The 23,061-nt window shown below is 72.5% G+C and carries 18 protein-coding genes; 6 read left to right on the top strand and 12 right to left on the bottom strand.

Annotation, left to right across the window (positions count from 1 at the left end; genetic code table 11):
• Positions 1 to 60: 60 nt before the first annotated feature.
• Positions 61 to 1,680 (bottom strand): alpha/beta fold hydrolase, encoded by a 1,620-nt coding sequence (locus ACIGZJ_RS22585; RefSeq protein WP_396458899.1) that lies wholly within the window; start codon positions 1,678 to 1,680, stop codon positions 61 to 63.
• A 448-nt stretch (positions 1,681 to 2,128) separates the two neighbouring features.
• Positions 2,129 to 2,545, bottom strand: coding sequence for a hypothetical protein (locus ACIGZJ_RS22580; RefSeq protein WP_396458898.1), 417 nt, complete (start codon positions 2,543 to 2,545; stop codon positions 2,129 to 2,131).
• A 392-nt stretch (positions 2,546 to 2,937) separates the two neighbouring features.
• Here ACIGZJ_RS22580 and ACIGZJ_RS22575 point away from each other — a divergent pair, with 392 nt between their 5' ends.
• Positions 2,938 to 6,747, top strand: coding sequence for a hypothetical protein (locus ACIGZJ_RS22575; RefSeq protein WP_396458897.1), 3,810 nt, complete (start codon positions 2,938 to 2,940; stop codon positions 6,745 to 6,747).
• A 428-nt stretch (positions 6,748 to 7,175) separates the two neighbouring features.
• Here the strand turns inward: ACIGZJ_RS22575 and ACIGZJ_RS22570 are convergent, their stop codons facing one another.
• The 6 genes from ACIGZJ_RS22570 to ACIGZJ_RS22545 form a co-directional block, all read right to left on the bottom strand.
• Positions 7,176 to 8,762 (bottom strand): peptide-N4-asparagine amidase, encoded by a 1,587-nt coding sequence (locus tag ACIGZJ_RS22570; RefSeq protein WP_396458896.1) that lies wholly within the window; start codon positions 8,760 to 8,762, stop codon positions 7,176 to 7,178.
• A 328-nt stretch (positions 8,763 to 9,090) separates the two neighbouring features.
• Positions 9,091 to 10,338 carry an MFS transporter gene (locus tag ACIGZJ_RS22565; RefSeq protein ID WP_396458895.1) on the bottom strand — a complete coding sequence of 416 codons (1,248 nt, stop codon included), beginning with the start codon at positions 10,336 to 10,338 and terminating at the stop codon, positions 9,091 to 9,093.
• A gap of 172 nt (positions 10,339 to 10,510) precedes the next feature.
• A complete protein-coding gene (locus ACIGZJ_RS22560; protein WP_396458894.1) occupies positions 10,511 to 10,966 on the bottom strand; it encodes a peptidase inhibitor family I36 protein in 456 nt (151 codons plus the stop codon).
• Between the two features lie 558 nt (positions 10,967 to 11,524).
• Positions 11,525 to 11,980, bottom strand: a complete 456-nt coding sequence (locus tag ACIGZJ_RS22555) for a peptidase inhibitor family I36 protein (RefSeq protein ID WP_396458893.1) — start codon at positions 11,978 to 11,980, stop codon at positions 11,525 to 11,527.
• Positions 11,981 to 12,258: 278 nt separating this feature from the next.
• Positions 12,259 to 12,921, bottom strand: a complete 663-nt coding sequence (locus ACIGZJ_RS22550) for a 2'-5' RNA ligase family protein (RefSeq protein WP_396458892.1) — start codon at positions 12,919 to 12,921, stop codon at positions 12,259 to 12,261.
• Positions 12,922 to 12,973: 52 nt separating this feature from the next.
• Positions 12,974 to 13,525, bottom strand: a complete 552-nt coding sequence (locus tag ACIGZJ_RS22545; protein WP_396458891.1) for a cupin domain-containing protein — start codon at positions 13,523 to 13,525, stop codon at positions 12,974 to 12,976.
• A 214-nt stretch (positions 13,526 to 13,739) separates the two neighbouring features.
• Between ACIGZJ_RS22545 and ACIGZJ_RS22540 the strand changes: the two genes are divergently transcribed.
• The 3 genes from ACIGZJ_RS22540 to ACIGZJ_RS22530 all read left to right on the top strand — a co-directional run bounded on the left by ACIGZJ_RS22540 (position 13,740) and on the right by ACIGZJ_RS22530 (position 17,840).
• Positions 13,740 to 14,645 (top strand): LysR family transcriptional regulator, encoded by a 906-nt coding sequence (locus ACIGZJ_RS22540; protein WP_396458890.1) that lies wholly within the window; start codon positions 13,740 to 13,742, stop codon positions 14,643 to 14,645.
• Between the two features lie 590 nt (positions 14,646 to 15,235).
• On the top strand, positions 15,236 to 17,293 hold the full coding sequence (locus ACIGZJ_RS22535; RefSeq protein ID WP_396458889.1) for a xanthine dehydrogenase family protein molybdopterin-binding subunit: 2,058 nt from the start codon (positions 15,236 to 15,238) through the stop codon (positions 17,291 to 17,293).
• Positions 17,294 to 17,363: 70 nt separating this feature from the next.
• On the top strand, positions 17,364 to 17,840 hold the full coding sequence (locus tag ACIGZJ_RS22530) for a (2Fe-2S)-binding protein (protein WP_392939096.1): 477 nt from the start codon (positions 17,364 to 17,366) through the stop codon (positions 17,838 to 17,840).
• A gap of 67 nt (positions 17,841 to 17,907) precedes the next feature.
• Here ACIGZJ_RS22530 and ACIGZJ_RS22525 read toward each other — a convergent pair whose 3' ends face one another.
• Positions 17,908 to 18,252 carry a RidA family protein gene (locus ACIGZJ_RS22525; protein ID WP_396458888.1) on the bottom strand — a complete coding sequence of 115 codons (345 nt, stop codon included), beginning with the start codon at positions 18,250 to 18,252 and terminating at the stop codon, positions 17,908 to 17,910.
• 367 nt (positions 18,253 to 18,619) lie between these two features.
• Here ACIGZJ_RS22525 and ACIGZJ_RS22520 point away from each other — a divergent pair, with 367 nt between their 5' ends.
• A complete protein-coding gene (locus tag ACIGZJ_RS22520; RefSeq protein ID WP_371648428.1) occupies positions 18,620 to 19,051 on the top strand; it encodes a VOC family protein in 432 nt (143 codons plus the stop codon).
• 69 nt (positions 19,052 to 19,120) lie between these two features.
• On the opposite strand, the gene ACIGZJ_RS22515 is transcribed toward ACIGZJ_RS22520, so the two are convergent.
• Positions 19,121 to 19,888 (bottom strand): transposase, encoded by a 768-nt coding sequence (locus ACIGZJ_RS22515; RefSeq protein ID WP_396458887.1) that lies wholly within the window; start codon positions 19,886 to 19,888, stop codon positions 19,121 to 19,123.
• 83 nt (positions 19,889 to 19,971) lie between these two features.
• Here ACIGZJ_RS22515 and ACIGZJ_RS22510 point away from each other — a divergent pair, with 83 nt between their 5' ends.
• Positions 19,972 to 21,177 (top strand): alpha/beta hydrolase, encoded by a 1,206-nt coding sequence (locus ACIGZJ_RS22510; protein WP_396458886.1) that lies wholly within the window; start codon positions 19,972 to 19,974, stop codon positions 21,175 to 21,177.
• A gap of 139 nt (positions 21,178 to 21,316) precedes the next feature.
• Here the strand turns inward: ACIGZJ_RS22510 and ACIGZJ_RS22505 are convergent, their stop codons facing one another.
• Together ACIGZJ_RS22505 and ACIGZJ_RS22500 are read right to left on the bottom strand one after the other, a co-directional pair.
• Positions 21,317 to 21,913: a TIGR03086 family metal-binding protein gene (locus tag ACIGZJ_RS22505; RefSeq protein ID WP_396458885.1), complete on the bottom strand. Its 597-nt coding sequence runs from the start codon at positions 21,911 to 21,913 to the stop codon at positions 21,317 to 21,319.
• Between the two features lie 240 nt (positions 21,914 to 22,153).
• A complete protein-coding gene (locus ACIGZJ_RS22500) occupies positions 22,154 to 22,909 on the bottom strand; it encodes an SDR family NAD(P)-dependent oxidoreductase (protein ID WP_396458884.1) in 756 nt (251 codons plus the stop codon).
• Positions 22,910 to 23,061 lie beyond the last annotated feature (152 nt).

The following is a 23,061-nucleotide window of genomic DNA, read 5'->3' as shown; positions in this document are numbered from 1 at the left end:
AGGGGGAGCGACCGCGGGCCGCTCCCCCTCCGCCGTGGCATCACGCCGACCGGGCCGGTGTCAGGCGACCGACGGGAAGATCTCGGCGTCGGGCCGCAGGAGCTGGCCGGACGCGGGCACCTTTCCGTCCACCAGGTACGAGGTGACCAGCGTGTTCAGCGCCTTGCTGCGGCCGATCGCGCAGTGCTCGATCGCGTCGACGCTGACCAGCACGGCGCTGCCCAGCTGCTGCTGCATGCGCTGGGCGAACTTGTACTGGGTGGCCGGGTCGTACAGGTTGCCGATCACCAGGACGGGGTTCGCCGTCGGGCGGTTCCACGGGCCGGAGTACCGCTCGGCGTCACGCGCCGGGGCCGGCCAGCTCGCGCACGCGGGCGCGTCGAAGGCCTGGTACCGGCCGAAGGTCGGCGACTCCCGCTCCCAGGCCTTCGCCACGTTCGCGAACACCCGGGTGTTCGACGGGTACGGCTTGTCCTGGCAGTTGACCCCGTAGTAGGAGTCGTCGGTGGTGTACGGGGTGTCGGCCGGGGCCTCCCGCAGCGCCGCCGGGACGGTCTGCGTCAGCACCTTCGCCGCGTCCACGGACGGCGCGGCCGCCAGCGAGGCGGTCCGCGGCTGGATCGCCTGGTCCAGCGCCTGGATCGACTTGGCGAGCGGCGCCAGCCGGCTCTGCGCGTAGAGGGCGTTGGCGACCTGGCTGGTGAAGCTGCTCAGGGTGACCTGCGAGCCGTCCGGCAGGGTGACCGGGCTGGTGCGCAGGTGGTCGCGGATCGCGTCGAACCTGGCCCGGGTGTCGCCCTCGCCGAAGGCGCAGCGCGGGGCGCCGGCCGCCTGGCAGCGCTTCAGGAACTCGTCCAGGGCGATCTCGAACCCGTCCGCACGCTGCCGGTCGTACTCCAGGCCGTTGTGCAGCCGCAGTTGCGGGTCGACGTTGCCGTCGATGATCAGCGCGCGCACCTTGTCGGGGTACATGCCCGCGTAGGTGGCGCCGATCAGCGTGCCGTAGGAGAACCCGGCGAAGTTGAGCTTGGCGTCACCGACGGCCCGGCGCATCCGGTCGAGGTCGCGGACGACGTTGATGGTCGACATGTGCTCGATCAGCGGGCCGGCGTTGCGGCTGCAGGCGTCGGTGTAGTCCTCGGTGGCGTCCAGCGTCTCGTCGACCTCCGCCCGGGTGACGGGCACGCCGGTCATCCGGCCGGTGATCGCGTCGGACTCCTCGGCGGTCTTGAAGCACTGGAGCGGGTTGCTCCGGGCGACCCCGCGCGGGTCGAAGCCGATCAGGTCGAAGCGGTCCTGCACCTGGGGGTCGAACCGGGCGGTGGTCGCCCACAGGTAGCCGCTGCCGCCCGGGCCACCGGGGTTGAGGAACAGCGAGCCGATCCGCTTGGCCGGGTCGCCTGCCCGGCGGCGCATCATGGCGATGCCGATCTTCTCGCCCTTGGGGTGGTCGTAGTCGAGCGGCACCGGGTAGACGGCGCAGTCGTAGATCTTCGGGTCCGGCTTGGAGGGGTCGGGGTTGCAGGGCGTCCAGTTGACCGGGTCGACCTTCTCCGCGGCGGCCGCGGCGGCCACCCCGGGCGCCTGGTCCGTCGGCGCAGCCGACACCGCGCCGGCGGTGCCGGCGACGAGTGCGAGGGCACAGGCGGCCGCTGCTGCAAGTGTGGATATGCGGGACAAGGAATCTCCTCCGTTTCTACAGAATCGGGCCCAGCCTGGCAGTCCACGATCAGCAGGGGAAGACCTGGTACGCACCGAAGATCCTTTGGCTGAATCCCGCGCCGGAAGCAGGATTTGGCGCGAATGGACCGAACCTGACGATAAATCGCCGCACGACTGGGGGTCCGGCTCTGCGCAGCACCGCAGGCGGCCCGGGCGACCGCCCGCGGTACGGCTGGCCGCCGGGCGCCAGTGAGCTGTCCGGTCCACCGAGGCGGGACACCTGGAAGCGACACAGCTGACGCTTGATCACCCGATGCAGCCTGCCTTGGGGCGCGGGCCCGCGGGACTTCGTTTCCGGGAAGCGATCTTCAGCCGGTATTGAGCACTCCTGACCAGCCGTACTCGTCGACACCCTCGTCCAAGCCGCCCCTCACCGGCGGAGTGTCGGGCCGCCCCGCTTCGGAGTTCAAGAGCCGGTGATGTGCTGGTCCCGCCCGGCCAAGTACACGCGGGAGTTGTCGCGGGCCTCCGCCTTCATGATGATCTGATGATTCCGGGTCTGCTCGCTGTCGGACAACACCGGAGCCAAGCGCTCGTCCAGCAGCAGCCGCAGTTCGCCAACGAGAGCGGGGTCCTCGCTGAGCAACTGCTGCAACCGCAGGCGCCAGGCACCCGCTAGAGCCTGCTCGGTGTCCTCTTCTCCCTGGTCCCGTGCAGCCAGTACCTGTGCGCGCACTGCCTCCAGGTCGGATCCGACCTCGTCGGCCTGCTCCGGGCGTCGGCTCCGCCACCACTCCACCACCGCGGCCCGGGCCTGCTGCCAGCCGTCGGTTGCCATCGCGCTCACCAGCGCGCTTCCTGCTGCCAGGACGACCGGATCCATCCCACCCCCACATCGACAAGACACTGCCGTAGGAACCGTAACCGGAACCGTCTCGAACTCGCTTCCCTTTGAACAAAGTTGCTGCGCTTCGCCACCACCAGATGATCGACGGTGCCGCTCAACGGACAGACCCTCGCGCCCCGTGGCGGGGCCATCCCTACGATGGCATCATGGGCGGCGTCGGATCCGGTGGGGGGAGCTGAGGTGGGCGCAATCGCCTTACGGGCGCACCAGGCTGTGCGGGACGAGCACGTCCTGGAACGGTGAGCGGCGCAGGGCGGCAGGAGCCTGAGGACGCCGCGGAGCGGCCGATTCTGATGAGCGCTGCGGCCGACAAGGACGCCAGGATCTTCCAATCCGGCCGTGACATGGTTGTGGCGGAGGCTGGCGACGTGCATCTGCACTACCTTGATGGCGTCCGCGAGAACCGGCGGGCCGCCGTGGACGCCGCCGTGGACTGTCCGTACCCGGGGCTGAAGCCGTTCGAGACGGGCGATGCCCGGTGGTTCTTCGGCAGGGACGACCTCGTCGCGCAGGTGCTGGCCGAGCTCGATTGCGATGCCGAGGGTCCACTCGTCATCGTCGCTCCCTCCGGGGCGGGGAAGTCCTCGCTGCTGCGGGCAGGGGTGCTGTCGGCGTTGGCGGCAGGCCGCCTGCCCGGTTCGGCCGGCTGGAGCCGGCTGCTGCTGACCCCCACCGAGCGGCCGGTCGACGAACTGACCGCCCGGCTGGAGCAGATCGTCGGAGTCGGTGCCGCAGAGGTCCGTCGTGCGAGCGGGGCGGGCCCGGACGCGGTTGCCTCCGCGCTGCGCGCATCGCTCGGCACCTCCCGCCTCCTGCTGGTCGTGGACCAGCTCGAAGAACTGTTCACCCTGTGTACCGACGAGCCGCAGCGGCACGCCTTCCTCGATCTTCTGGCCGCTCTGGCCGCCGGCCCGGAGCCGGTCGCCACTGTCGTCTGCGCGCTGCGGTCCGACTTCTACTCCCGGTGCGTGGCCTACTCCCCATTGCGGTCCGCGTTGCAGCACCGCCAGATCGTCCTCGGGCCGCTGACGCAGGAGAACCTCCGGGAGGCCGTCCTCTTCCCTGCCCGGGAGGTCGGACTCGTCCTGGAGCCCGGACTGGTAGAGCTGATGCTGGCCGACCTCGGGGAGGCGGGGCGGGAGGCCGGCCGGCTGCCGCTGCTGGCCCACGCCTTGCGGGCCGTCTGGCACCAGCGACAGGGCAACACCCTGACCGTCGGCGGGTACCGCACCACCGGCGGGATCGGCCAGGCCGTGGCAACCAGCGCCGAGCGGATCTACTCCGGCCTCGACCCGGCAGGGCAGGCGGCGGCCCAGGCCATGTTCCTGCGGCTGGTCCGAATCGGGGAGAGCACCGACGGAACGGAGGACACCCGTCGCAGGGTCGCCCGGTCCGACCTGCCTGCCGGCCTCGTCGGGGTCTTCACCACCGGCCGGCTGCTCACCGTGGAGCACGACGTCGTCACCATTGCACACGAGGCCCTCGTCCGTGCCTGGCCCCGGATGCGGACGTGGATCGAGTCCGATCGTGCCGACCGGCTCGTGCGCCAGGGCCTCGAAGAGGCCGCGGCGGCCTGGGAGCGCGACGGCCGGGATCCGGGCGTGCTCTACCGGGGAGAACGCCTGGCCGCGGCCCGGCGGGTGGCCCACGAGGCCGGTCCGATCGCCACTGCCTTCCTGACCGCCTCCGTGCACCGGGCCCGCCGAGCCGCCTCCCGCCGTAACCGGGTGATCGCGGTGCTGAGCGCTCTGGTCCTCGTCGCGGCCGCCGCCGCAGCGACCGCCGTACGGCAGAGCCTTACGGCCCGGTCGGAGCGCGACACCGCCGTGTTCCACCAGATCCTGGCCAAGGCGGACCACCTGAGGGGGACCGATCCGTCGCTGGCCGCCCAACTGGACCTGGCCGCCTACCGCATGCGCCAGGCGGACCCGGAGGCATACACCCGACTTGTCAACGATGCCTCGTCGACGTTGTCGACCCCCTTGGCCCACCGGAACCCGGTCGGCGAGGTGGTGCTCAGCCCGGACGGCCGGCTCCTGGCCGGTGTGGGGCTGCACGGTCTCCTGGAGCTGTGGGACACGACCGAACCGCGGCACCCCGCCTCCCGAACCGGGCTGCTGCCAGGGCTCGACACCGGCGTCCTGTCGGCCGCGTTCAGCCCGGACAGCAGGCTGCTGGCAGTGGGCAGCGACGGACACGTCCGGCTGTGGGACGTCACCGACCCCGCCCGCCCGAAGGCCGGGGCCACCCTGAGGACGAACGGAGGCGTCGACGCGATCGCCTTCAGCCCCGACGGCGGACGTCTGGCCGTGGGCGACGACAAGCAGGTCCGGGTCTGGGACCTGGCCGTCCCCTCGTCACCGGCCCCGCTCGGCGAGCCGCTCGGCCAGAGCGGCTTCGTCACCCGCCTGCGCTTCGGCCGGGACGGCAACGTCCTGGTCGTGGGCGTCCTGGCCACGAACCCGACGGACACCGCGGTCCGGGTGTGGGACCTGACCGGATTGGCCGCGTCCACCCCGCACCGCACGGCCTTGACGGTGGAGGGCCGGCCGACCGTGAGCTGGTTCGGCATGAGCCCCGACGGCAGGGAGGTCGCCGTGGCGGCCGGAGGCGGCACCGTCCACCGGTGGGACATCGGCAACCCAGCGGCTCCCGCACCCCTGGGGGAGCCGCTGCCCGGTCACGGCAACCTGCCGGCGTCCCTTGCCTACAGCCCTGACGGCCGCATTCTCGCCGTCGCAGGCGACGACGGCACCATCCGGCTGTGGGACGTCACCGAACGCGCGCGCCCCAAGCCCCTCGGCACACCTCTGCCGGGATCCTCCCCGACGTCCGGCCCCCTGCCCTCGGACCTGCTCGGCAACGGCTGTGAAATCGTCTTCAGCCCCGACAGCACCACACTTGCCGCGGCAGGCGGCGACGGAACGGTGCGCCTGTGGAACGTGGCCCTGCCCGAGCACATCACCCCCCTCGGCAACCCGCTCATCGGCCACGGTGACGCGGTCCACTCCCTGGCGTTCGGTCCGGACGGCACGACTCTGGCGACGGCAGGGATGGACAGCACGGTCCGGCTGTGGAGCCTGCCGGGGTCACGGCTGGTACAGCAGGGCGATCCCACGGGAGGCCTCTCGATCAGCTCCGACGGCGGACTCCTCGCCGTGCCCAGTGACGACGGCCCCTCGGGCATCCGGATACTGCGGACCACCCCGGCGGGCACCTTGGCCGGGACCGGGACCGACCACCGGTTCAAGGACGTGTGGCCAGCGGCGTTCAGCCCGGCCGGGCGGACGCTCGCGACCGCCACGACCGACCAGACCCTACGGCTGTGGGACCTACACGACCCGGCCTCGCCACAGGCAGTCGGAAGCACGACGACCGGACACCAGGACACAATCAATCAGATGATCTTCACCCCGGATGGGGGTGCACTCGTCACCAACGACCAGACGTCGGTACGACTGTGGAACGTCAAGGACCAGGCCCGTCCGACGGCACTGGGCACCCTCGTCGATCTCGCAGACCAGGCGGCACACGACTACGGCGTAGGCATCGGCCATCTGGCCCTCAGCGCCGACGGAGCCGTGCTCGCCGTCGAGACCCGCGAAGGCGCGGGGCAGACGAGCGTGCGCTTGTGGGACGTCCGCGATCCGGCCCGGCCACGTCCGGCCGGCACCCTGTCCGCCCCGCTGGGCACCATCGAATCGGGACCGCCCGTCTCCGTCACCTCCCTGGTCGTCGTCGGAACGACCGTCATCCTCGGTGACCAGGACGGGAGGCTTCACCTGTGGGACATCGGCGACCCGGCACGACCCCGGTCACGCGGCCCGGCCGTCAGCGCACACGCCGTCAAGGTGACCTCCCTGGCACTCGATCCGCAGGGCAGGACCCTGGCCACGAGCAGCGAGGACCACACCGTGCGCCTCTGGGACATCCGCGACCCCTCCCGCCTCCGGCCCCTTGGCACACCCCTGACGGGCCACGCGGGACCGGTGACCGCCCTGGCCTACAGCCCGGACGGCAGACACCTGGTGACCACGAGCCGTGACGGCACCGTCCAGCTCCGCGCGCTGAGCTCGGACGACCTGTCCCGCACCGTCTGTGCCACCACCTGGCAGGCCCTCACCCGCACCTCATGGGAGCGCCATCTGCCAGGTATCCCCTACAAACCTCCCTGCTGATCTTCGCCCCGACAGACGAGTGGGAGGCGGCCGTGCGTCTGCTCACCGTTTCCCGACATATCGCCAGGCCCTGCTCTCATGCCGGGCTCCACCGGCCCGGACCGAAACCGCGGCGACTCGCCGACGCCCTCATCCACGGCCTGCTGCAGCTGCGATCGGATCACGCTGACCGTCTCGCCCAGCTCCGCCCACGCTTGCGCCACATCGTCCTCCGAACCGTTCACGGTGTCGGGACTTCACCGTAGGACAACCGAGGCACCGTCAGGCGAACCCCCAAAGCCGCCCACCATGCCGACAGAAAGTCGGCCGAGTACATCCAGGCCCGGAGTCGCGGCAGCCTGCTCCTTCGCTCACATCCCGAGCATGGCATGCGGCCGGACCAATGCGGCCCGGTTCAGTGGTCCACCGGATGACCGGCCGGGCAGGGCCTAACCCGCCGGCCAGCCGTCCACCATCGTGAGGCTGCGGTGGTAGGGGCCGTCGGGGCCGGTGCTGCGGTAGTCCTCGACCGACCGTCCGGTGCGGACGGTGGTGTCGCCGTCGTGGCGGTGGGCGGACGGGCTCAACGTGTGGTCCACGGTGGAGCGTTCGACGATCCGGGCGCCGACGGCGGTGGTGGCCTCGCGGTGGTAGCCGAGGTCCATGGCCGTCCACTGGTCGCCGGCGCCCGCCGTGTCGCGGGCGACCCGGTAGTCCACGTCCAGCGGTGCGCCCTCGTGGACGGTGGCGGTGCGGCGCGGGCCGGCACCCGAGGTGACGGTGGTGCGGGTGAGGTCGGTGCGATTGTGCAGCGTCAGGTCGTTGCCCCCGTCCCGCAGTTGTTGCTCCGAACGGAACGTGAGGTCGTCGCGGACCTCGGTGGTGATCCGCCCGTGCGAGGTCTGCACCCAGCCGCGGGCCAGGTCGTGCCGGCCGGCGGTGACGCACCAGTCCGCGCTGCCGGCGCCCCGGTCGGTGAGGGCGGTACCGACCGCGGCCTCCGGGGCGACCCGGTGCTCGGTGAGCTGCCCGGTGGTGCGGGCGGCGCCGTGGTCGACCTCGGCGAAGAGGTTGACCTGGCCGGTCCAGACGTCGTTGCCCTGCGCCTCGGCGGCGTTGACGGTGATCCCCAGGGAGTGCGGGCGGCCGTCCAGCAGCAGCCCGACGTAGGGCGTGAGGTCCACCTGGTAGGCGGGCAGGTCGAAGGCGAAGATCCCCGGGGTGGGCCGCCAGAGCAGCGGGTCCCAGCCGCCGGTGTAGATCACCGGGTACGGCCACACCGCACCGGCCGTCCGCCCGTCGACGGTGAGCCGCAGCTCGCGGAACGGGCCCTTGCCGCAGGCCCCGAGGCCGGGGTTGGCGCGGACGAACTCGTCGGGCGCGGAGGCGTAGGCGAACTCCTCGCAGGCGCCGCCGCCGCGGGCGTACACCTCGGCGGTCAGCCGCTCCAGGTTCTGCGGGAGGGTGAGCTCCCGGGCGGCCGCGGGGGCGGCCTGGGTGAGCCCGAACGGACCGGTGGTGAGCAGCCGGTCGGCGGTGTGCGCGGCGGGCCACCGCGCGGACGCGGTGTAGAAGGTCAGGCTCGCGGAGATCCGGAAGACGCCGGTGTAGGTGGCGTCGGTGACGTTCGCCAGGTCGAAGGAGAACGGCTGCGGGCCGCCGGTGAGCAGCGGGGCGTAGCGGGTGACGTCCCGTTCGACGGCCCACTCGATGCCGTCCGCGGAGGGTTCGGGGGTGGAGGAGAGCATCACCTGCACGCCCCCGATCCGGACGGAGAACAGCCGGTCGAACTGGCGCCCCGCCACCTGCCCGTGCAGGTCCAGTACGACCGCGGACCACGGCCCGGCGCACTCGGCGGGCGGGGTGACGGTGGCGGTGTACGGAGTGTCGGGCGGGTTGCCGTAGCCGTCGCGGAACGGCTGGTCGTGCATCACCTCGGTCCGGCAGGAACGGGTGTCCGGCCGGTGGAGCGGCTTCACGGCCGTGACGGGGTCGTGGTAGTCGGTGCCGAAGTCGGCGTACGCGGGGCCGCCCACGGCCAGCCCGCCGGCGAGGGCGAGGACGAGGGCGGTCAGTACGGCGGCGGCCCGGCGGAGCCGGCCCGGGCCGTGCGGGCGGATAGAAGCTCGGCGGACCGAAGCTCGGCGGACCGGAGTTCGGCGGACCGGAGTTCGATGCATCGGAGCTCGGTGGATCGGCAGGTGAACGGCCAACGGGGTCTCCTCGGACCGGACGGGCGACCCGGGCATCCTCCCGGTCCTGGCATGACACCGTCAAGCATCGGGCCCGCCCCGCCCTGAACCGTCGACCCCTTACCGTCGATCCTTTACCGGCGACCCTTTACCGGCGACCTTGCCGGCGGCCTCAGACCGCCGACGGCACCGCGTGCGCCTCGGCGGCCTCCGGTGCGAACCGGGCGCGGTCCCGCTCCGCCCACCGGACCGCCGGACCCATCGCGCAGCCGGCCGCCAGGAAGAGCCCGCCGAGCAGCAGCCAGCCGGGCGCCCCCCAGTCCAGCAGCAGCGTCGTGAGCAGCAGCGGCCCCAGGGTGCGCGCCACCGCCACACCCGTACCGAAGAAGCCCTGGTACTGGCCGGTCTGGTGGGCCGGGGCCAGGTCGAAGGCGACCTGCCAGGAGCCCGCGGACTGCTTCATCTCGCCGGCCACCTGGAGCGTCGCGGCCACCACCAGGAGCGCCGCCATGCCCCACAGCGGGAGGTCCGCGGCCGACAGCGCGAACACCGCACAGGAGGCGAGCAGCAGCACACCGGCGTCGCGCACCGCCCGGGAGGCGGAGCGCAGTCCGCTGACACCGCGGGCCGCCCTGACCTGGAAGGCCATCACGGCACCGGTGTTGAGTACGAACAGCGCCGAGCCCAGCCAGCCGAGCTCGCTCGACCGGGCCGCGATCCACAACGGGATCACCAGGCTGAGGAGCGGCATCCGCAGCAGCAGCACCGTGTTGACCAGCGCCACGACGGCATACCGCCGGTCCGACAGGACCGCGAGCCTCGGCCCGCCGCCGCTCTGCCCGGCGGCCGGCGCGACCTCGGGCAGCCGAAGCAGGATCAGGCCGCAGGCCAGGAACCCCAGCGCGTCGACCGCGAAGACGACCAGGAACCCGCCCCTCGTCCCGATGCTCAGCGCGATGCCGCCGAGGGCCGCGCCGAGCGCCAGGCCCGCGTTGAGGGTCGACTGCAGCCGGGCCAGCACCTCCGTACGCTCCGACGGCGCGACGAGTCCGCCGATCAGCGCCTGACGGGCGGCCGTGAGCCCCGACTGCGCGGTGGCGTACAGGCAGACGGCGATCAGGAACGGCCCGAAGGAGCGGACCACCAGGAAGGTGGCGACGGCCGCGGCGGTCGCGAACGCCAGCAGCACCGCCGTGCCGCGCGGCCCGCGCCGGTCGGCGAGATGGCCGAGCGGCACCCCCGCCAGCGAACCCACGGCCCAGGCCACCGCGAGCGCGACACCGAGCCGCGTCGCCGACATGCCCACGATGTGGGTGAAGTACAGCGCCGAGCAGGTGTAGTAGGCACCGTCACCGACGGCGCTGATCAACTGGGCGACGACCAGGGTCCGCTGTGGTCCGGCAGGCGGGACAAGGCGCATGGGCACGGCACTCCTGGCTGAGGCGGCCCCCCGGGCCGCTCGTTCACTCGACTCCGCCCAGACTAGGCGTCAAGTGGACCAGCGGACAGGGCCAGTCACAACTCCTGACAGTGGGCCACTTCACTCCCCCGGACATACGGATCCGGCGGCGACGCCCAGGTCCGACGGGGCCTCAGCAGAGGAACCTGTGGGACGCGTTCTGGTTCTTCAACCGCGGCTTGAGATTGGCCCAAGTTCCCCGAGTGATTATCTGGTACGCATAGCTTCCGTCGTAGTTCGAGTTGTAGTAGATCGCGACATCGCAACCGCTCTCGTTGAGCACGGATGCCGCATTGTTCCATACGCGATCCCCGGCACCACTGCAAAGCGGCCCATCCCCGTGCGCCTGCGCACTGCAGACGAATTCCGCGCCACCAGGCTGACCCTCGACCGGGAATCCATAATGCGGGACATCGAAGTTCACGTCGAACACCGCTCCCGCGACATTCGAGTTGTAATAGAGGCAGATCTCGCCCTGGTCGCACCAGCCGTCCAGGTTCTCCTGATAAAGCGGCTGCGCCTGCGCCGCACTCGAAACGGCCACATTCGCACCGGTCAACAAAAGCGTCACAACCCCGACGGTTGCCATTCGCCTCAACATGCTCGTCCCCTCGCATTCACAAAACCGCCGACCCGCGGACCGGGGCACACCGACGACAAGCAGGCACGGCTACACCGCCGCCCCACTCCAAGGCCCCGGATCCACCGCCGCATGAGCCTACAAGAAATTGCCGCACCATAGCAGGCCCAGGTCCCAAGCCGGTCGGCGAGATGACCGAGCGGCACACCCCCCGGCGAACTCACGGCCCGGACCACGGCGAGCGCGACACCGAGCCGCGTCGCCGACATGCCCACGATGTGGGTGAAGTACCGCGCCGGTCAGGTGCAGTAGGCACCGTTACCGACGACACCGATCAACTGGGCGACGACCGGGGTCCGCCATGGTCCGGCGGGCGGGACAACACTCCTGGACACGGCAGTCCCGGCCGAGGCGGCCCCTGGCCGCTCGTTCACTCGACTCCGCCCGGACCAGGCGTCAAGTGGACCAGCGGACAGGGCCAGTCACAGCTCGCGGCAGTGGGCTACTTCAGCCACTTCACTCCCCGGGACCTACGGATCCGGCGGCCGCACCCAGGTCCGACGGGCCTCAGCACATGAACTTGTGAGACGCGTTCTGGTTCTTCAACGTGGAGTTGAGGTTGGCCCAGCTCCCCCTCTTGATCACCTGGTACGCGTAGCTCGCGTTGTAGTTCGAGTTGTAGAAGATCGCGACATCGCAATTGCTCTCGTTGAGCACGGCCGCCGCATTGTTCCAGACGGTCTGCCCGGCACCGCTGCAGAGCGAGCCGTCCCCGTGCGCCTGCTTGCTGCAGACGAATTGCGCCCCACCGGGCTGACCGGGGACCGGGAACCCGTAGTTCGAGACGTTGAAGTTCACATCGAACACCGCACCCGCGATGTTCGAGTTGTAATAGAGGCAGATCTCGCCCTGGTCGCACCAGCCGTCCAGGTTCGCCTGGTAAGGCGGCTGCGCCTGCGCCGCACTCGAAACGGCCACATTCGCACCGGTCAACAAAAGCGTTGCAGCCCCGACGGTTGCCATTCGCCTCAACATGTTCGTCCTCTCGCATTCACAAAATCTGCCGATCCTCGGACCGGGGCGCACCGACGGCAAGCGGGCACGGCTATAGCGCCGCCCCGCTCCAAGGCCCATGATCCACTGCCGCATGAGCCTACAAGAAATTGCCGCACCATTGCGGGCCCAGGTCCCGCCCCCACCCGAAACTGCCCAAAAGACCATGAAATGCCGCATAGGACCGGCATCCTCCGGCCCGCTGCGGCAGCCTTTTCGGCGACAATTTCCCCGCGGCGCGGCCCTCGCTACTCCTCCGGGTCGGCGGGCGGGGGCGGCCACCGAAATTCGCCCGTACCCAGAGCAACCGTCAACCGCAACCGCATCGGGCCCTCGCCGCGGCGGGACAGCACGACCAGCTCGTCGATCGGCGCCGAGGTGGAACCCAGCCGCGCGGCGCACTCGGCGGCGAGCCCTCGCGGGTCACGCGTCCGCCCCAGCGAAAGGTGCGGGGTGAAACCGCCGGCCCGGCCCCGGCAGCGGGGGAAGCGCTCGACCAGTGCGTCGTACAGCGCCGCCCAGGGCGCCGGGCCGTCGGCCGCGGGATCGAGCCAGACGGTGGCGTCGTGCCGGTGCCGGAAGCTGCGCACGCCCCGCAGGCGGGCGGTGAACGGCGCTCGCGAGGCCGCCGCGGCGGCCAGCAGCGGCGCGGCCGGGCCGAGCTCGGACTCGGGGACGAAGCCGAACAGCAGGTTCACGTGCGGGGGCCAGCGGCGGATCTGCGGGTCGTACTCCTGCCGGATCCCCTGGATCACCGGCCACAGCCCGGCCGGCGGGAGCCAGGCCACCGCCGTCCGGGGCGTCGGGGCGGCGTCCAGCACGCCCGGGAGGTCGCAGGGGCCTGGGAGGTCGCAGGGGCCCGGGGGGCCGTCGTTCGGATGGGCGTCCACCCCTCCATGGTCCCGCTCCATGGTCTCGCTCCATGGTCCCGCGCGTCGGCCTCCCCCGCGTCGGCCGCCTCCGTCAGCCGGCGTCGCGGGACCGGGCCCGCTGCCAGGGCGCGGGGTGCGTGAAGTGCACGTCGTAGCGCTCCTGTTCGGCGAGCAGGCCGTCGAGGGTGTCCCGCCCGGCCGCGATCCGCCCGAGGTGGCGGAAGTAGCCGAAGCGCTCGACCGCGGGCGACATCACCACCAGCAGGTCGGCCGTACTGCCCCGCGCCGCACCGAACGCGTGCGGCAGTCCGGGCGGCACGACCAGCAGATCGCCCGTGGTGGCGGTGGTCAGGCGGTCGCCGAGCAGGAACTCCGCCACCCCGCCCAGCACGTAGAACAGCTCGGAGGAGAGCGCGTGGTAGTGCGGCCTGGCGCCGTCGGCGCCCTCCGTCAGGGTCAGGCGGTTCGCACCGAACGCGCTGCCGTCGCCCTCGCCGCCACCACCGTCGACGAGCAGGTGGAAGGCGCTGCCCGCGGCCAGCGCGACGAGCTCGGCGCCCGCCGCGCGGACGACTGCGGCCTCCCCGGGGCCGGGGTCGGGGCGGATCGAGGGGGCGGTGTCAGGGGCGGAGTGGGACGGCATCGGTAGTTCCTCAGGTGGTAGATGGCCAGGCGGGTCGGCAGGTAGCCGGGCCGGCGATCACACCGCCCGGCGGCCGGGACCCATTCGACCGCGGGAATACCGCCCGAACCAGCACCGGTTGGCGATGGCACCGATCACCGATCGCGATGGATCGGCACGGCAGCGCACCCGCCCCACCCGGCGGGTCCCGCGCATCGGCGGCGAAGGGGGTGCGGTGGAGCTGCGGCAGCTGGCCTACCTGGTGGCGGTGGCCGAGGAGGGCGGGTTCGGCCGCGCCGCCGAGCGGCTGAGCATCGTCCAGTCCGCGGTCAGCCAGCAGGTCCAGCGGCTGGAGCGCGAGCTCGGGCTGGTCCTCTTCGACCGCTCGTCCCGGCAGGTCCGGCTGACGGCCGCCGGGGAGCGCCTGCTGCCCGAGGCCCGCGCCGTCCTCGCCGCGGCGGAGCAGACCCGCCGGGTGGCCGCCGAGATCACCGCCGGCGCGGAGGGCGTGCTGCGGCTGGGCGCCGTCCACGGCCCCGGGGACCGGCTCTACCGCGTACTGGCCGAGCTGGCCGGACTCGCCCCGCGGCTGCGGGTCCGGCTCACCCGGGCCGCCCCGACGCAGCGCCTGGCGCAGGTCCGCTCCGGCGCGCTCGACGCCGCCTTCGTCCGCGGCCCGGCCGCCGTCCCCGGCCTGGACCTGCTCCCGCTGTGGAGCGACCCGCTGTACGCCGCGCTGCCCACCGCCCACCCGCTCGCCGGACCAGACGACGGCGCCCCGCTGCGCCTGGCCCAACTCGCCGATCTCCCGTTGCGGTTGGCTCCCCACGCCGACAACCCGCCGTTCCACGGGCTGGTCACCGCGGCCTGGCACGCGGCGGGCCTGGCCCCGCCACCGCCCGGGCCCCCGTTCACCACCCTGCGCGAGACCCTCACCGAGATCGCGGACGACCCCCCGTCGTGGACGGTGTTCTACCAGGTCTCCGATCTGCCCCCGGTCCCCCGCGTCGCCTACCGTCCCCTCGCCGACCTCGCCGTCACCACCTCCCTCGCCGTCCGCAGCGGCCCGCCGCCGCCCGCCGTGCGCCGACTCCTCCAGGCCCTGCACCTCGTGAACTCCCCGACACCGGGAAGGACTTGACCACACCGAAAGTCACCACGCGGGCACACGGTGCAACCTTCCGCACGCACGGCAGCGCAACGGCAACGCGGCGGGGGCGGGCCGCCTCGTCGCGCGCCCCCCACCGTCCGTACCCGCCCCATCCGCGCCTCGTCCGGCGCCCCGACGGCGCACGCACCATGTTTCGAGCACCTGCCCGATCGCGCGCGAACGGGCCATGTTGACCCGTCAGTAGAGCCCTCCTATGCTCAACCGCGTTCGCGATCCGGCACCGGGGCCGGGGGCCGCCCAGGCCCGCCCGGCCGGAGCCGCCATCGGGTCGAAGGGCTTCTCCCATCAGCACCTCCATCGCACCCGGCGCCGACGCGCCGGAAACCGCCGCACGGGACACCGCCGCCCGGGACACCAGCGCGCCGGCACCCGCCGCGCGGGACTCCGCCGATCCCGCCGCGGCCGGCGCACCCACCGGCCGCCGCCGCTTCCTCACCTACCTGCTCGCCGCCCCGACCCTCACCGTCGGCGCCCGGCTCGGCCTCGACGCCGTCGCACCCGCCACCGCCGCCGCCCAGCCGACCGCCGTACGCGCCGAAGCAGCCGCCGCCGCACCGCAGTTGCTCGGCCTGCCCGGCATTCCCGACATCGTCGACCTCGGCGACGCGCTGATCCTCGCCGGGCTGCCCACCGCACACCTGCTGGTCCTGGAGATCACCACCGCCGGCCGGGCCGCGCTGTACCTCCCGCGCCTGGAGGTCGGCCAGGGCCTCACCACCACCATCGCGATGCTGGTCGCCGACGAACTCGACGCCCGCCTCACCGACGTCGACGTCCCGCTCTCCGACGGCCGCCCGGACCTGCTGTTCAACCAGCTCACCGGCGCCTCCAACTCGGTGCGCTCGCTGTACGACCCGGTCCGTGCCGCGGCCGCCGCCGCCCGCGCCCGGCTGGTCACCGCCGCAGCCCGCCGCTGGGGGCTGCCCGCCGACACCCTGCGCACCGCCGACTCGGCCGTCCTCGCCCCGGACGGCCGGCGGGCCGGCTACGGCGAACTCGCCGAGGCGGCCGCCGCCATCGCCGTCCCGGCCGTGCCGAGCACCCCCAAGACCCCTGACCAGCTGCGGCTGGTGGGCCGCCCGACCGGTCGGATCGACGCCCGCGACATCGTCACCGGCCGCGCCAAGTACGCCGGCGATCTGGCCGTCCCGGGCGCCGTCCCGACCGTGGTCGCCCGCCCGACCACCATCAACGGCACCCTCAAGTCGCTGGACGCCTCCGCCGCCCGCGCCATGCCCGGCGTGCTCGGCGTGGTCCGGATCCCCAGCGGTGTCGCGGTTCTCGCCGAGACCTTCGACCAGGCGTTGAAGGCCCGCGACGCACTGCAGACCTCGTGGAACCCCGGCCCGGTGGCCGCCCTCTCCGACGCCGACATCCGCCGCCAACTGCGCGCCAGCCACCTGCCGTTCCTGGTACCGCCGCTGCTCACCCAGTACGTGGACGGCGAGTTCGACTTCGCCTTCGTCAACCACGCGCCGATGGAGGTGCTGACGGCCGTCGCCGACGTCCGGCCGAACCGCGCCGAGATCTGGTTCGCCTCGCAGACCCCGATCGTCGCCCAGCAGGCCATCGCCGCCGAACTGGGCCTGCCCCAGGGCGCCGTGACCGTCCACGTGGTGCGCGGCGGCGGCTCGTTCGGACGCCGGCTGTTCTTCGACGCGGCGCTGGAGGCCGCGCAGATCTCCCGGGCGGCGGGCCGACCGGTCAAGCTGATGTGGACGCGCAACGACGACATGCGCCACGGCCGGATGCGCCCCGCCAGCCACCACCGGGTCCGCGCCACCTTCGCGCTCGGCCAGGTGCTCAGCTACGAGCACCGGGCCGCCACCGTGCAGACCGACTTCCGGCACGGGCTCGGCGAGGCGCTCACCGCCGCCGGATTCAGCCTGTCGGTGGCCGGGATCAGCCTCGCCCAAGCCTTCTTCCTGCTCAGCGAGAAGAACCCGTACAACGTCGGCATCGTCACCCAGTTGCTCTCCGAGCTGCCGCTGGAGATGCACACCGGCAGCTGGCGCTCGGTGTACTCGGGCACCGTCCGGGTCGCCGACGAGATCATGATGGACGAGATCGCCCGCCGCCTCGGCCAGGACCCGGTCGCCTTCCGCCGGGCCCGGATCCGCGACACCGGGGGCCGGGCCGTCCTGGACAAGGTCGCCCAGGCCGGCCGGTGGGGCCGACCGATGCCCGCCGGACAGGCCCAGGGCATCGGGTACCACGACGAGAACGGGGGCCGCACCGCCTACCTGGTCGAACTCGACGCCAGCGACCCCGCGCAGCCGCGCGTCACCAAGGCCGTGATCGCCGCCGACCTGGGCCGGGTGATCAACCCGCGCGGTCTGGAGGCCCAGCTGACCGGCGCGCTGATCGACGGCATCTCGGTGATCCTCCAGGCCGGCAACCACATCGACCACGGCGCCGTCCGCGAGGGCAGTTTCGCCGACTTCCGGTACGCCCACCAGCGCCACAGCCCTCCCTCGGTCGAGATCCACCTCATGCCGCCGAGCGGACCTCCCGGCGGCGCGGGGGAGTTGGGCGTCCCGGCGGCCTCGGCCGCGGTCGCCAACGCCTATGCACGGGCGACCGGCACCAGCCCCCGCTCCTTCCCGATCGACTTCTGACGTCGAACCCCCGGACCCGGCACCCGGGCCCCGCACCCCAACCGACACCCCCGAAGGGCCCCGCCTCACCATGCCCAGCCACACCTTCGTCCTCAACGGGCAACCGGTCACCGTCGAGGCCCCGGACGACATGCCGCTGCTCTGGGTCCTGCGCGACAAGCTAGGCGTCACCGGCCCCAAGTACGGCTGCGGGGTAGGCGTCTGCCGCGCCTGCACCAGCCATCTGGACGGCGAGGAGTTCCAGCCCTGTACCCGGGCCGTCAAGGACTGCGCCGACCGCCGGGTCACCACCATCGAGGGCCTGGCCGACGGCGAGACGCTGCACCCCGTCCAGGAGGCCTGGCTGGAGTGCGACGTCGCCCAGTGCGGCTTCTGCCAGCCCGGCCAGATCATGACGGCGGTCGCCCTGCTGCGCCGCACCCCGGCCCCCACCGACGCGGACATCGACCAGATCCAGAACATCTGCCGCTGCGGCACCTACCCCCGGATCCGCGAGGCGATCAAGAAGGCGGCCGCCCGGGGGGCCGTCCCGGGCGCGCCCGCGTAGCGCCCCGCCGGGAGCCCGGACACCGGCTGCCGGCGTCGGGCCCCGGTGGGGCGCGGCTCGCGGCGGCTCAGACCGCGGCGGTCACGAGGATCTCGACGAGCACCTCGGGTCGGTAGAGCCGGGCCTCCACGGTCGCGCGGGCGGGCGTGGCCCCGGCGGGCACCCAGGCGTCCCAGGCGAGGTTCATCTCCGCGAAGTCGCCGATGTCCGCGAGGAAGATCTCCGCACGGAGCACCTTGCTCTTGTCGCTGCCGACCTCCGCCAGCAGCCGGTCGACGGCGGCCAGCACCTGCCGGGTCTGCCCCTCGACGTCCAGGTCGATGTCCGTGGCCACCTGGCCCGCCAGGTAAACGGTGCCGTTGTGCACCACGGCCTCGCTCATGCGCTCGCCCGAACCGAACCGCTGGATCATGGGGGTCCTCCTGTAGATCGTCAAGGAGCGCCGATGGTAGCGGCGGCGCCGCACCGCCGTCGGCCGCGTCCACAGGATGGCCTCCGGCCCTGCACCCCTACCGGCAGGCCGCAGCAGGCCTGCCGTCCGATCCGGACCCGGGCAGCCGGTACCCGCCCTGGTCAGATTGGTCCAGTCCACCTAAAGGTTGTCCCGTAACTGGTCTTCGACAGCACGGGAGTGGCTGGCCGGGTTCCCTTTGGGGAGACGGTGGCCTCGGTTCACCCCTGTGACCGGACGACACGACAGCGGGTAGCAGCCCTCCTCCCGACCACCTGCAGACCCCCTGACCTGCGGAGATGAGCAGGGACCCTGTTATTGTGCGCCAATGTCAACGATCAAACAGTTCCAAGTGGCCTTCGACTGCGCGGAGCCTGTGCGCCTCGCCGCCTTCTGGTGCGAGGTGCTGGGGTACGTCATGCCGGCGGTCCCGGAGGGCTTCGCCACGTGGGAGGAGTGCTTCCGCTCGCTGCCGCCCGAGGATGCGATCTACTTCGCGTGCACTGATCCCTCGGGTGTGGCTCCGCGCCTGCTCTTCCAGCGGGTTCCCGAAGGCAAGGTCGTCAAGAACCGGGTGCATCTCGATGTGCGGGCCGGTGTCGGGCTCGTGGGCGAGGAGCGCCTGGCCACACTCGAGGCCGAATGCGCACGGTTGATGGCGCTCGGCGCGAAGCACGTGCTGACGCAGCGTGCGGATGGCGTCAATGAGTCGTGCATCACGATGCAGGACATCGAGGGCAACGAGTTCTGCCTCGCCTGATTTCTCCTGCGAGACCGCGAGGTGGGGAGCGTCTCCCGGGAACCTTTCAGGTCCCGCATACGGCGGGAGTCATCCCGTGAGGGCGAGGTTGTGCAGGCGGGCAACGCCGTGCATCGCGTGGCGCACACCGTCGCCTCTCAGGCGGCAGTCGCGCAGGATCTTCCAAGTCTTCATCCGGGCGAAGGCGTGCTCGACGCGGGCGCGAACCCGTTTGTGGTCGTGGTTGTGTTCGGCCTGCCAGTCAGTCAGTTCGCCGCCTCTGGGGCGGCGGTGCGGGATGACGAGGCCGGTTCCGGGGTAGCCGCCGTCGGCGATCGTGGTTGTTCGGCCGACGGCGGCCTTGGCCCCGGATTCCTCCCATGCCCTGCAGTCGTTGCGGTTGCCGGGCAGGGGTCGGCCCACCACCACGACCAGGCGGGTGTCGGCGTCGATGACCACCCGGTGGTTCGTCGAGTAGCGATAGTTCTTCGACTGCTCGGCGACCTGGTGGTCGCGGGTGGGTACCAGCGTCCCGTCCACGATCAGCACCGCGTCCTTGGCGAATCGCCTACGCGGGGCAAGCGCGAGTCTGGGGCCGAGATGGTCGATGACGCGATCGGCGGTGGACTTCGACACTCCGAAGAGCGGCGCGAGTTGGCGCAAAGTCAAGTTGGTGTGCCAGTAAGCGGCCACCAATAGCACCCGGTCTTCCAGGGACAGCTTCCAGGGTCGGCCTCGGCCCGGCGCGTCTCCGCCTTCGCGGCGCAGCTGCCTCATCAACTTGCCGAAGGCGCGCGGGCTTAGCCCGGCGAACGGGGCTATCCAGGACGGCTCAGACGCCGTGATCACACCAGCCACGGCCGTGATCATCCCACGGCCAGATCACTTACGGGACGGCCCTTAGGGTGACGATCCGCCAGGAAAGCCGACCCCAGGAGTGGATGACGATGATCACGCGCCGGTCACTGCTGGCACTCGCGGGGCTGGGCGGCGCCGCGCTCACCCTGCCCGCCGCACCCGCCTGGGCCTCCCCCGCCGCACCCGCCTGGGCCACCGCCGCAGCCTCCCCCGCCCGGCCACGCGTGATCGACATGCCGGCGCCCACCCTCCAGCGCCCGGTCGGCACGGTCTCGCTGCATTTGGTCGACCGCGCCCGCCAGGACCCGTTCGCCCCCGCACCCGGCCCGCGCGAGCTCATGGTCCAGCTCTGGTACCCGGCCCTCGGTACCGCCGGCCGCGCCCGCGCGCCCTACACCACCCCGCGGGTGGCCGCCGCCATCGACGCCACCCTGCCGCTGGACCCGGGCACGATCGCCGCCGTCCGCCCGACCGCCCGCACCGGTGCGCCCGCCGCACCCGGCGCCCTGCCGCTCCTACTGCTGGGGCACGGCCGCAAGGGCGGCCGCAGCAACTGCACCGCGCTGGCCGAGGAGCTGGCCGCCCACGGCTACCTGGTCGCGGCGATCGACCACACCTACGACGCGGCCGCCGTGGAGTTCCCCGACGGCCGCCTGGTGCACAGCGCACTGCTCGACGACCCGGCGGACTGGGACGCCGCCGACCGCAAGGAGGTCGCCGCGCGAGTCGACGATATCCGCTTCGTGGCAACGGAGTTGACCGAACACCGGGCCGACGCTCACTCCGGCCTGCCCACCGCCGACCCCCGGCGGATCGGCGTCCTGGGCCACTCGATGGGCGGCGCGGCCGCCGCCGAGGCCGTCCGCCAGGACGACCGGTTCGCGGCCGGACTCGACCTGGACGGGGGCCTGTTCGGCTCGCCGGTACCCGAACTCGGTCTGGACCGGCCCTTCCTGCTGCTCACCGCACTCCCCGACCACGAAACCTGGCGGCACTGGCGCGACCACCAGCACGCCTGGGGAAGGCAGTTGAGGATGCGCGACGCCGGCCACCTCAGCTTCACCGACCTCCCGCACACCGCGGCCCCCGGCAACCTGGCCGGCCACATCCCGGCCGACGCGTACACCGCCCTGCTCGGCACGATCACCCCGACCCGGGCCACCGAGCTGACCCGCGCCTACACCCGTAGCTACTTCGACCACGTCCTGCGCGGCCGCCCGGCCCCGCTGCTGAACAGCCCCTCGCCCCGCTTCCCCGAAATCGAGCTCCACTGGAGCCGTGACCGCTAGAAGTAGCCACCACCCTTGTGGCGCAAAGGCAGGAGCAGGAAGTCGGCGGGGCCGACTTCCTGCTCCTTGCCCGGCGACGGGGTTCGCCGCCGGGCCCCACTCACCTCACGGGCGGGTCTGCTGCCCGGCGGCCTGCCGGTCAGTGCCACGCCGGGTCACGGCCGAAGAAGGCCGCCAGCCGGTCATAGGGCGAGGCGCCCTCCGGGACGGACACCTCGGGGCCGAAGGCGTGGTTCTCCTCCTCCGCCCCCCGGTACTCGGGGCTGAGCGCGCCACGGCCCCAGGCGAGCGAGGCGAGCGCCGCCTCGTGGTCGAGTCCACCGGTGGACTGGCCGGTGGCCCGCGCCAAGTCCCAGCCGTGGACGGCGAATTCGGCGATCTGCTGGTCCACGGGGAAGCGGGCGGGCAGCGTGCCGCCGCCGGGGAGCTCGATGACCCCGCCCAGGTCGCCGGCCGCCCGCCAGGCGGCGACCAGCTCCTCGGCACCGGCCTCGAAGCGGTGCAGCCAGTCGTCCTCCACGTCCTCGAAGGGCTGCGTCCAGTCGGGGTTGCCGCCGGTCGCCCGGAGGGTGAACTGCTTCAGGTCGAACAGCAGATGGCTGATCAGCCGGCCCACGTCCCAGGACCGGCAGGGCGTCGGGTGGGTGGCCAGCTCGACGCCCGTGCCGTCGATCAGCCCGGCGGTCTGGGCGAGCACCCGGGCGAGCAGCTCGATCGGGTCTTCTGCGGCGGTCATGGTGCACCTCTCGGGTTCCGGGGCACGGCATCGGACCGGCCGATCGTAAGCACGGCCACCGGCGACCGGCCCGGCGCAACACCGCCGGGCCGGTCCGAGCGTCACCTCCGGGCCGTCCGAGGGTGCCTCCGGAAGCACCCTAGGACGGCCCGGGAACCCTCAGACGGCCAGGGAACCCGCGGTCGGCCCGGGAGCCCACAGACGGAGCACCCGCGCCCGCAAGCCCCGGCCGCCGCCGGGTCAGGCCGCGAGCCCGCCGTCCACCGCGATCACCGCCCCCGAGATGTAGCGGCCGTCCTCGCCCGCGAGGTGGGCGACGGTGGCGGCGACGTCCGCACCCCGGCCGAAGTCGCCGAGGGCGGTCAGGCTGCGCTGGAAGTCCGCCCCCGGACCGTCCGCCGGGTTGGTGTCGGTGTCGATCGGGCCGGGGTTGACCACGTTGGCGGTGATCCCGCGCGGGCCCAGCTCGCGGGCCAGCGCCTTGGTGAGCCCGACCATCGCGGCCTTGCTGGTCCCGTAGAGCGTGACTCCCGGGAAGGCCACGCGCGTGGCGACACAGCTGCCGATGGTGATGATCCGCCCGCCCTCGGTCAGATGCCCGGAGGCCGCCTGCGCGTAGAGGAACGGCGCCCGGACATTGACCTCCAGCACGCGGTCCACATCCTCCAGGCCGAGCTCCCCGATCGGGCCGAGCACCCCGATCCCCGCGTTGTTCACCAGGATGTCGAGCCGCCCGAAGCGCTCGGCCACCGCCTCCACCACGGCCCGGACCTCCTGCGGGTCGGCACTGTCCGCCCGCACCGCCCAGCCGCGCCGGCCCATCGCCGTGATCTTGGCGGCAACCGCCTCGGCCCGCTCCGTGCTCCCCTGGTAGGTCAGCGCCACATCGGCGCCCTCCTCGGCCAGCCGCAGCGCCACCGCCTCCCCGATGCCCCGGCTGCCACCGGTCACCAGCGCCACCCTGCCGTCGAGCCGCGCCATCGTCGAGATCGCCATAGCAGAACTCCCCGTCCTGATCGTCGTGTTCGTCATTCCCGTCGCGCCTGTCGCGCTCTCGGGCATGACTCGATCCTCGGCCTTCGCGGCTTCCCGGTCCGGCGGTATTCGGACGTCGCGTTCAATCTTCAACAACCGTCGGCCGGCCGCCG

It is taken from the genome of Kitasatospora sp. NPDC052868 (genome assembly GCF_044547105.1).
Taxonomy (GTDB): domain Bacteria; phylum Actinomycetota; class Actinomycetes; order Streptomycetales; family Streptomycetaceae; genus Kitasatospora.
This window is presented reverse-complemented; position numbering and strand designations above follow the sequence as displayed.

Excerpts from the sequence above, each read along its gene's own strand:
- ACIGZJ_RS22580 (WP_396458898.1), bottom strand. The coding sequence starts at position 2,545 with ATGGATCCGGTCGTCCTGGCAGCAGGAAGCGCGCTGGTGAGCGCGATG.
- ACIGZJ_RS22565 (WP_396458895.1), bottom strand. The coding sequence starts at position 10,338 with ATGCGCCTTGTCCCGCCTGCCGGACCACAGCGGACCCTGGTCGTCGCC.
- ACIGZJ_RS22560 (WP_396458894.1), bottom strand. The coding sequence starts at position 10,966 with ATGGCAACCGTCGGGGTTGTGACGCTTTTGTTGACCGGTGCGAATGTG.
- ACIGZJ_RS22555 (WP_396458893.1), bottom strand. The coding sequence starts at position 11,980 with ATGGCAACCGTCGGGGCTGCAACGCTTTTGTTGACCGGTGCGAATGTG.
- ACIGZJ_RS22550 (WP_396458892.1), bottom strand. The coding sequence starts at position 12,921 with ATGGAGCGGGACCATGGAGGGGTGGACGCCCATCCGAACGACGGCCCC.
- ACIGZJ_RS22545 (WP_396458891.1), bottom strand. The coding sequence starts at position 13,525 with ATGCCGTCCCACTCCGCCCCTGACACCGCCCCCTCGATCCGCCCCGAC.
- ACIGZJ_RS22530 (WP_392939096.1), top strand. The coding sequence starts at position 17,364 with ATGCCCAGCCACACCTTCGTCCTCAACGGGCAACCGGTCACCGTCGAG.
- ACIGZJ_RS22525 (WP_396458888.1), bottom strand. The coding sequence starts at position 18,252 with ATGATCCAGCGGTTCGGTTCGGGCGAGCGCATGAGCGAGGCCGTGGTG.
- ACIGZJ_RS22520 (WP_371648428.1), top strand. The coding sequence starts at position 18,620 with ATGTCAACGATCAAACAGTTCCAAGTGGCCTTCGACTGCGCGGAGCCT.
- ACIGZJ_RS22510 (WP_396458886.1), top strand. The coding sequence starts at position 19,972 with ATGACGATGATCACGCGCCGGTCACTGCTGGCACTCGCGGGGCTGGGC.
- ACIGZJ_RS22505 (WP_396458885.1), bottom strand. The coding sequence starts at position 21,913 with ATGACCGCCGCAGAAGACCCGATCGAGCTGCTCGCCCGGGTGCTCGCC.
- ACIGZJ_RS22500 (WP_396458884.1), bottom strand. The coding sequence starts at position 22,909 with ATGGCGATCTCGACGATGGCGCGGCTCGACGGCAGGGTGGCGCTGGTG.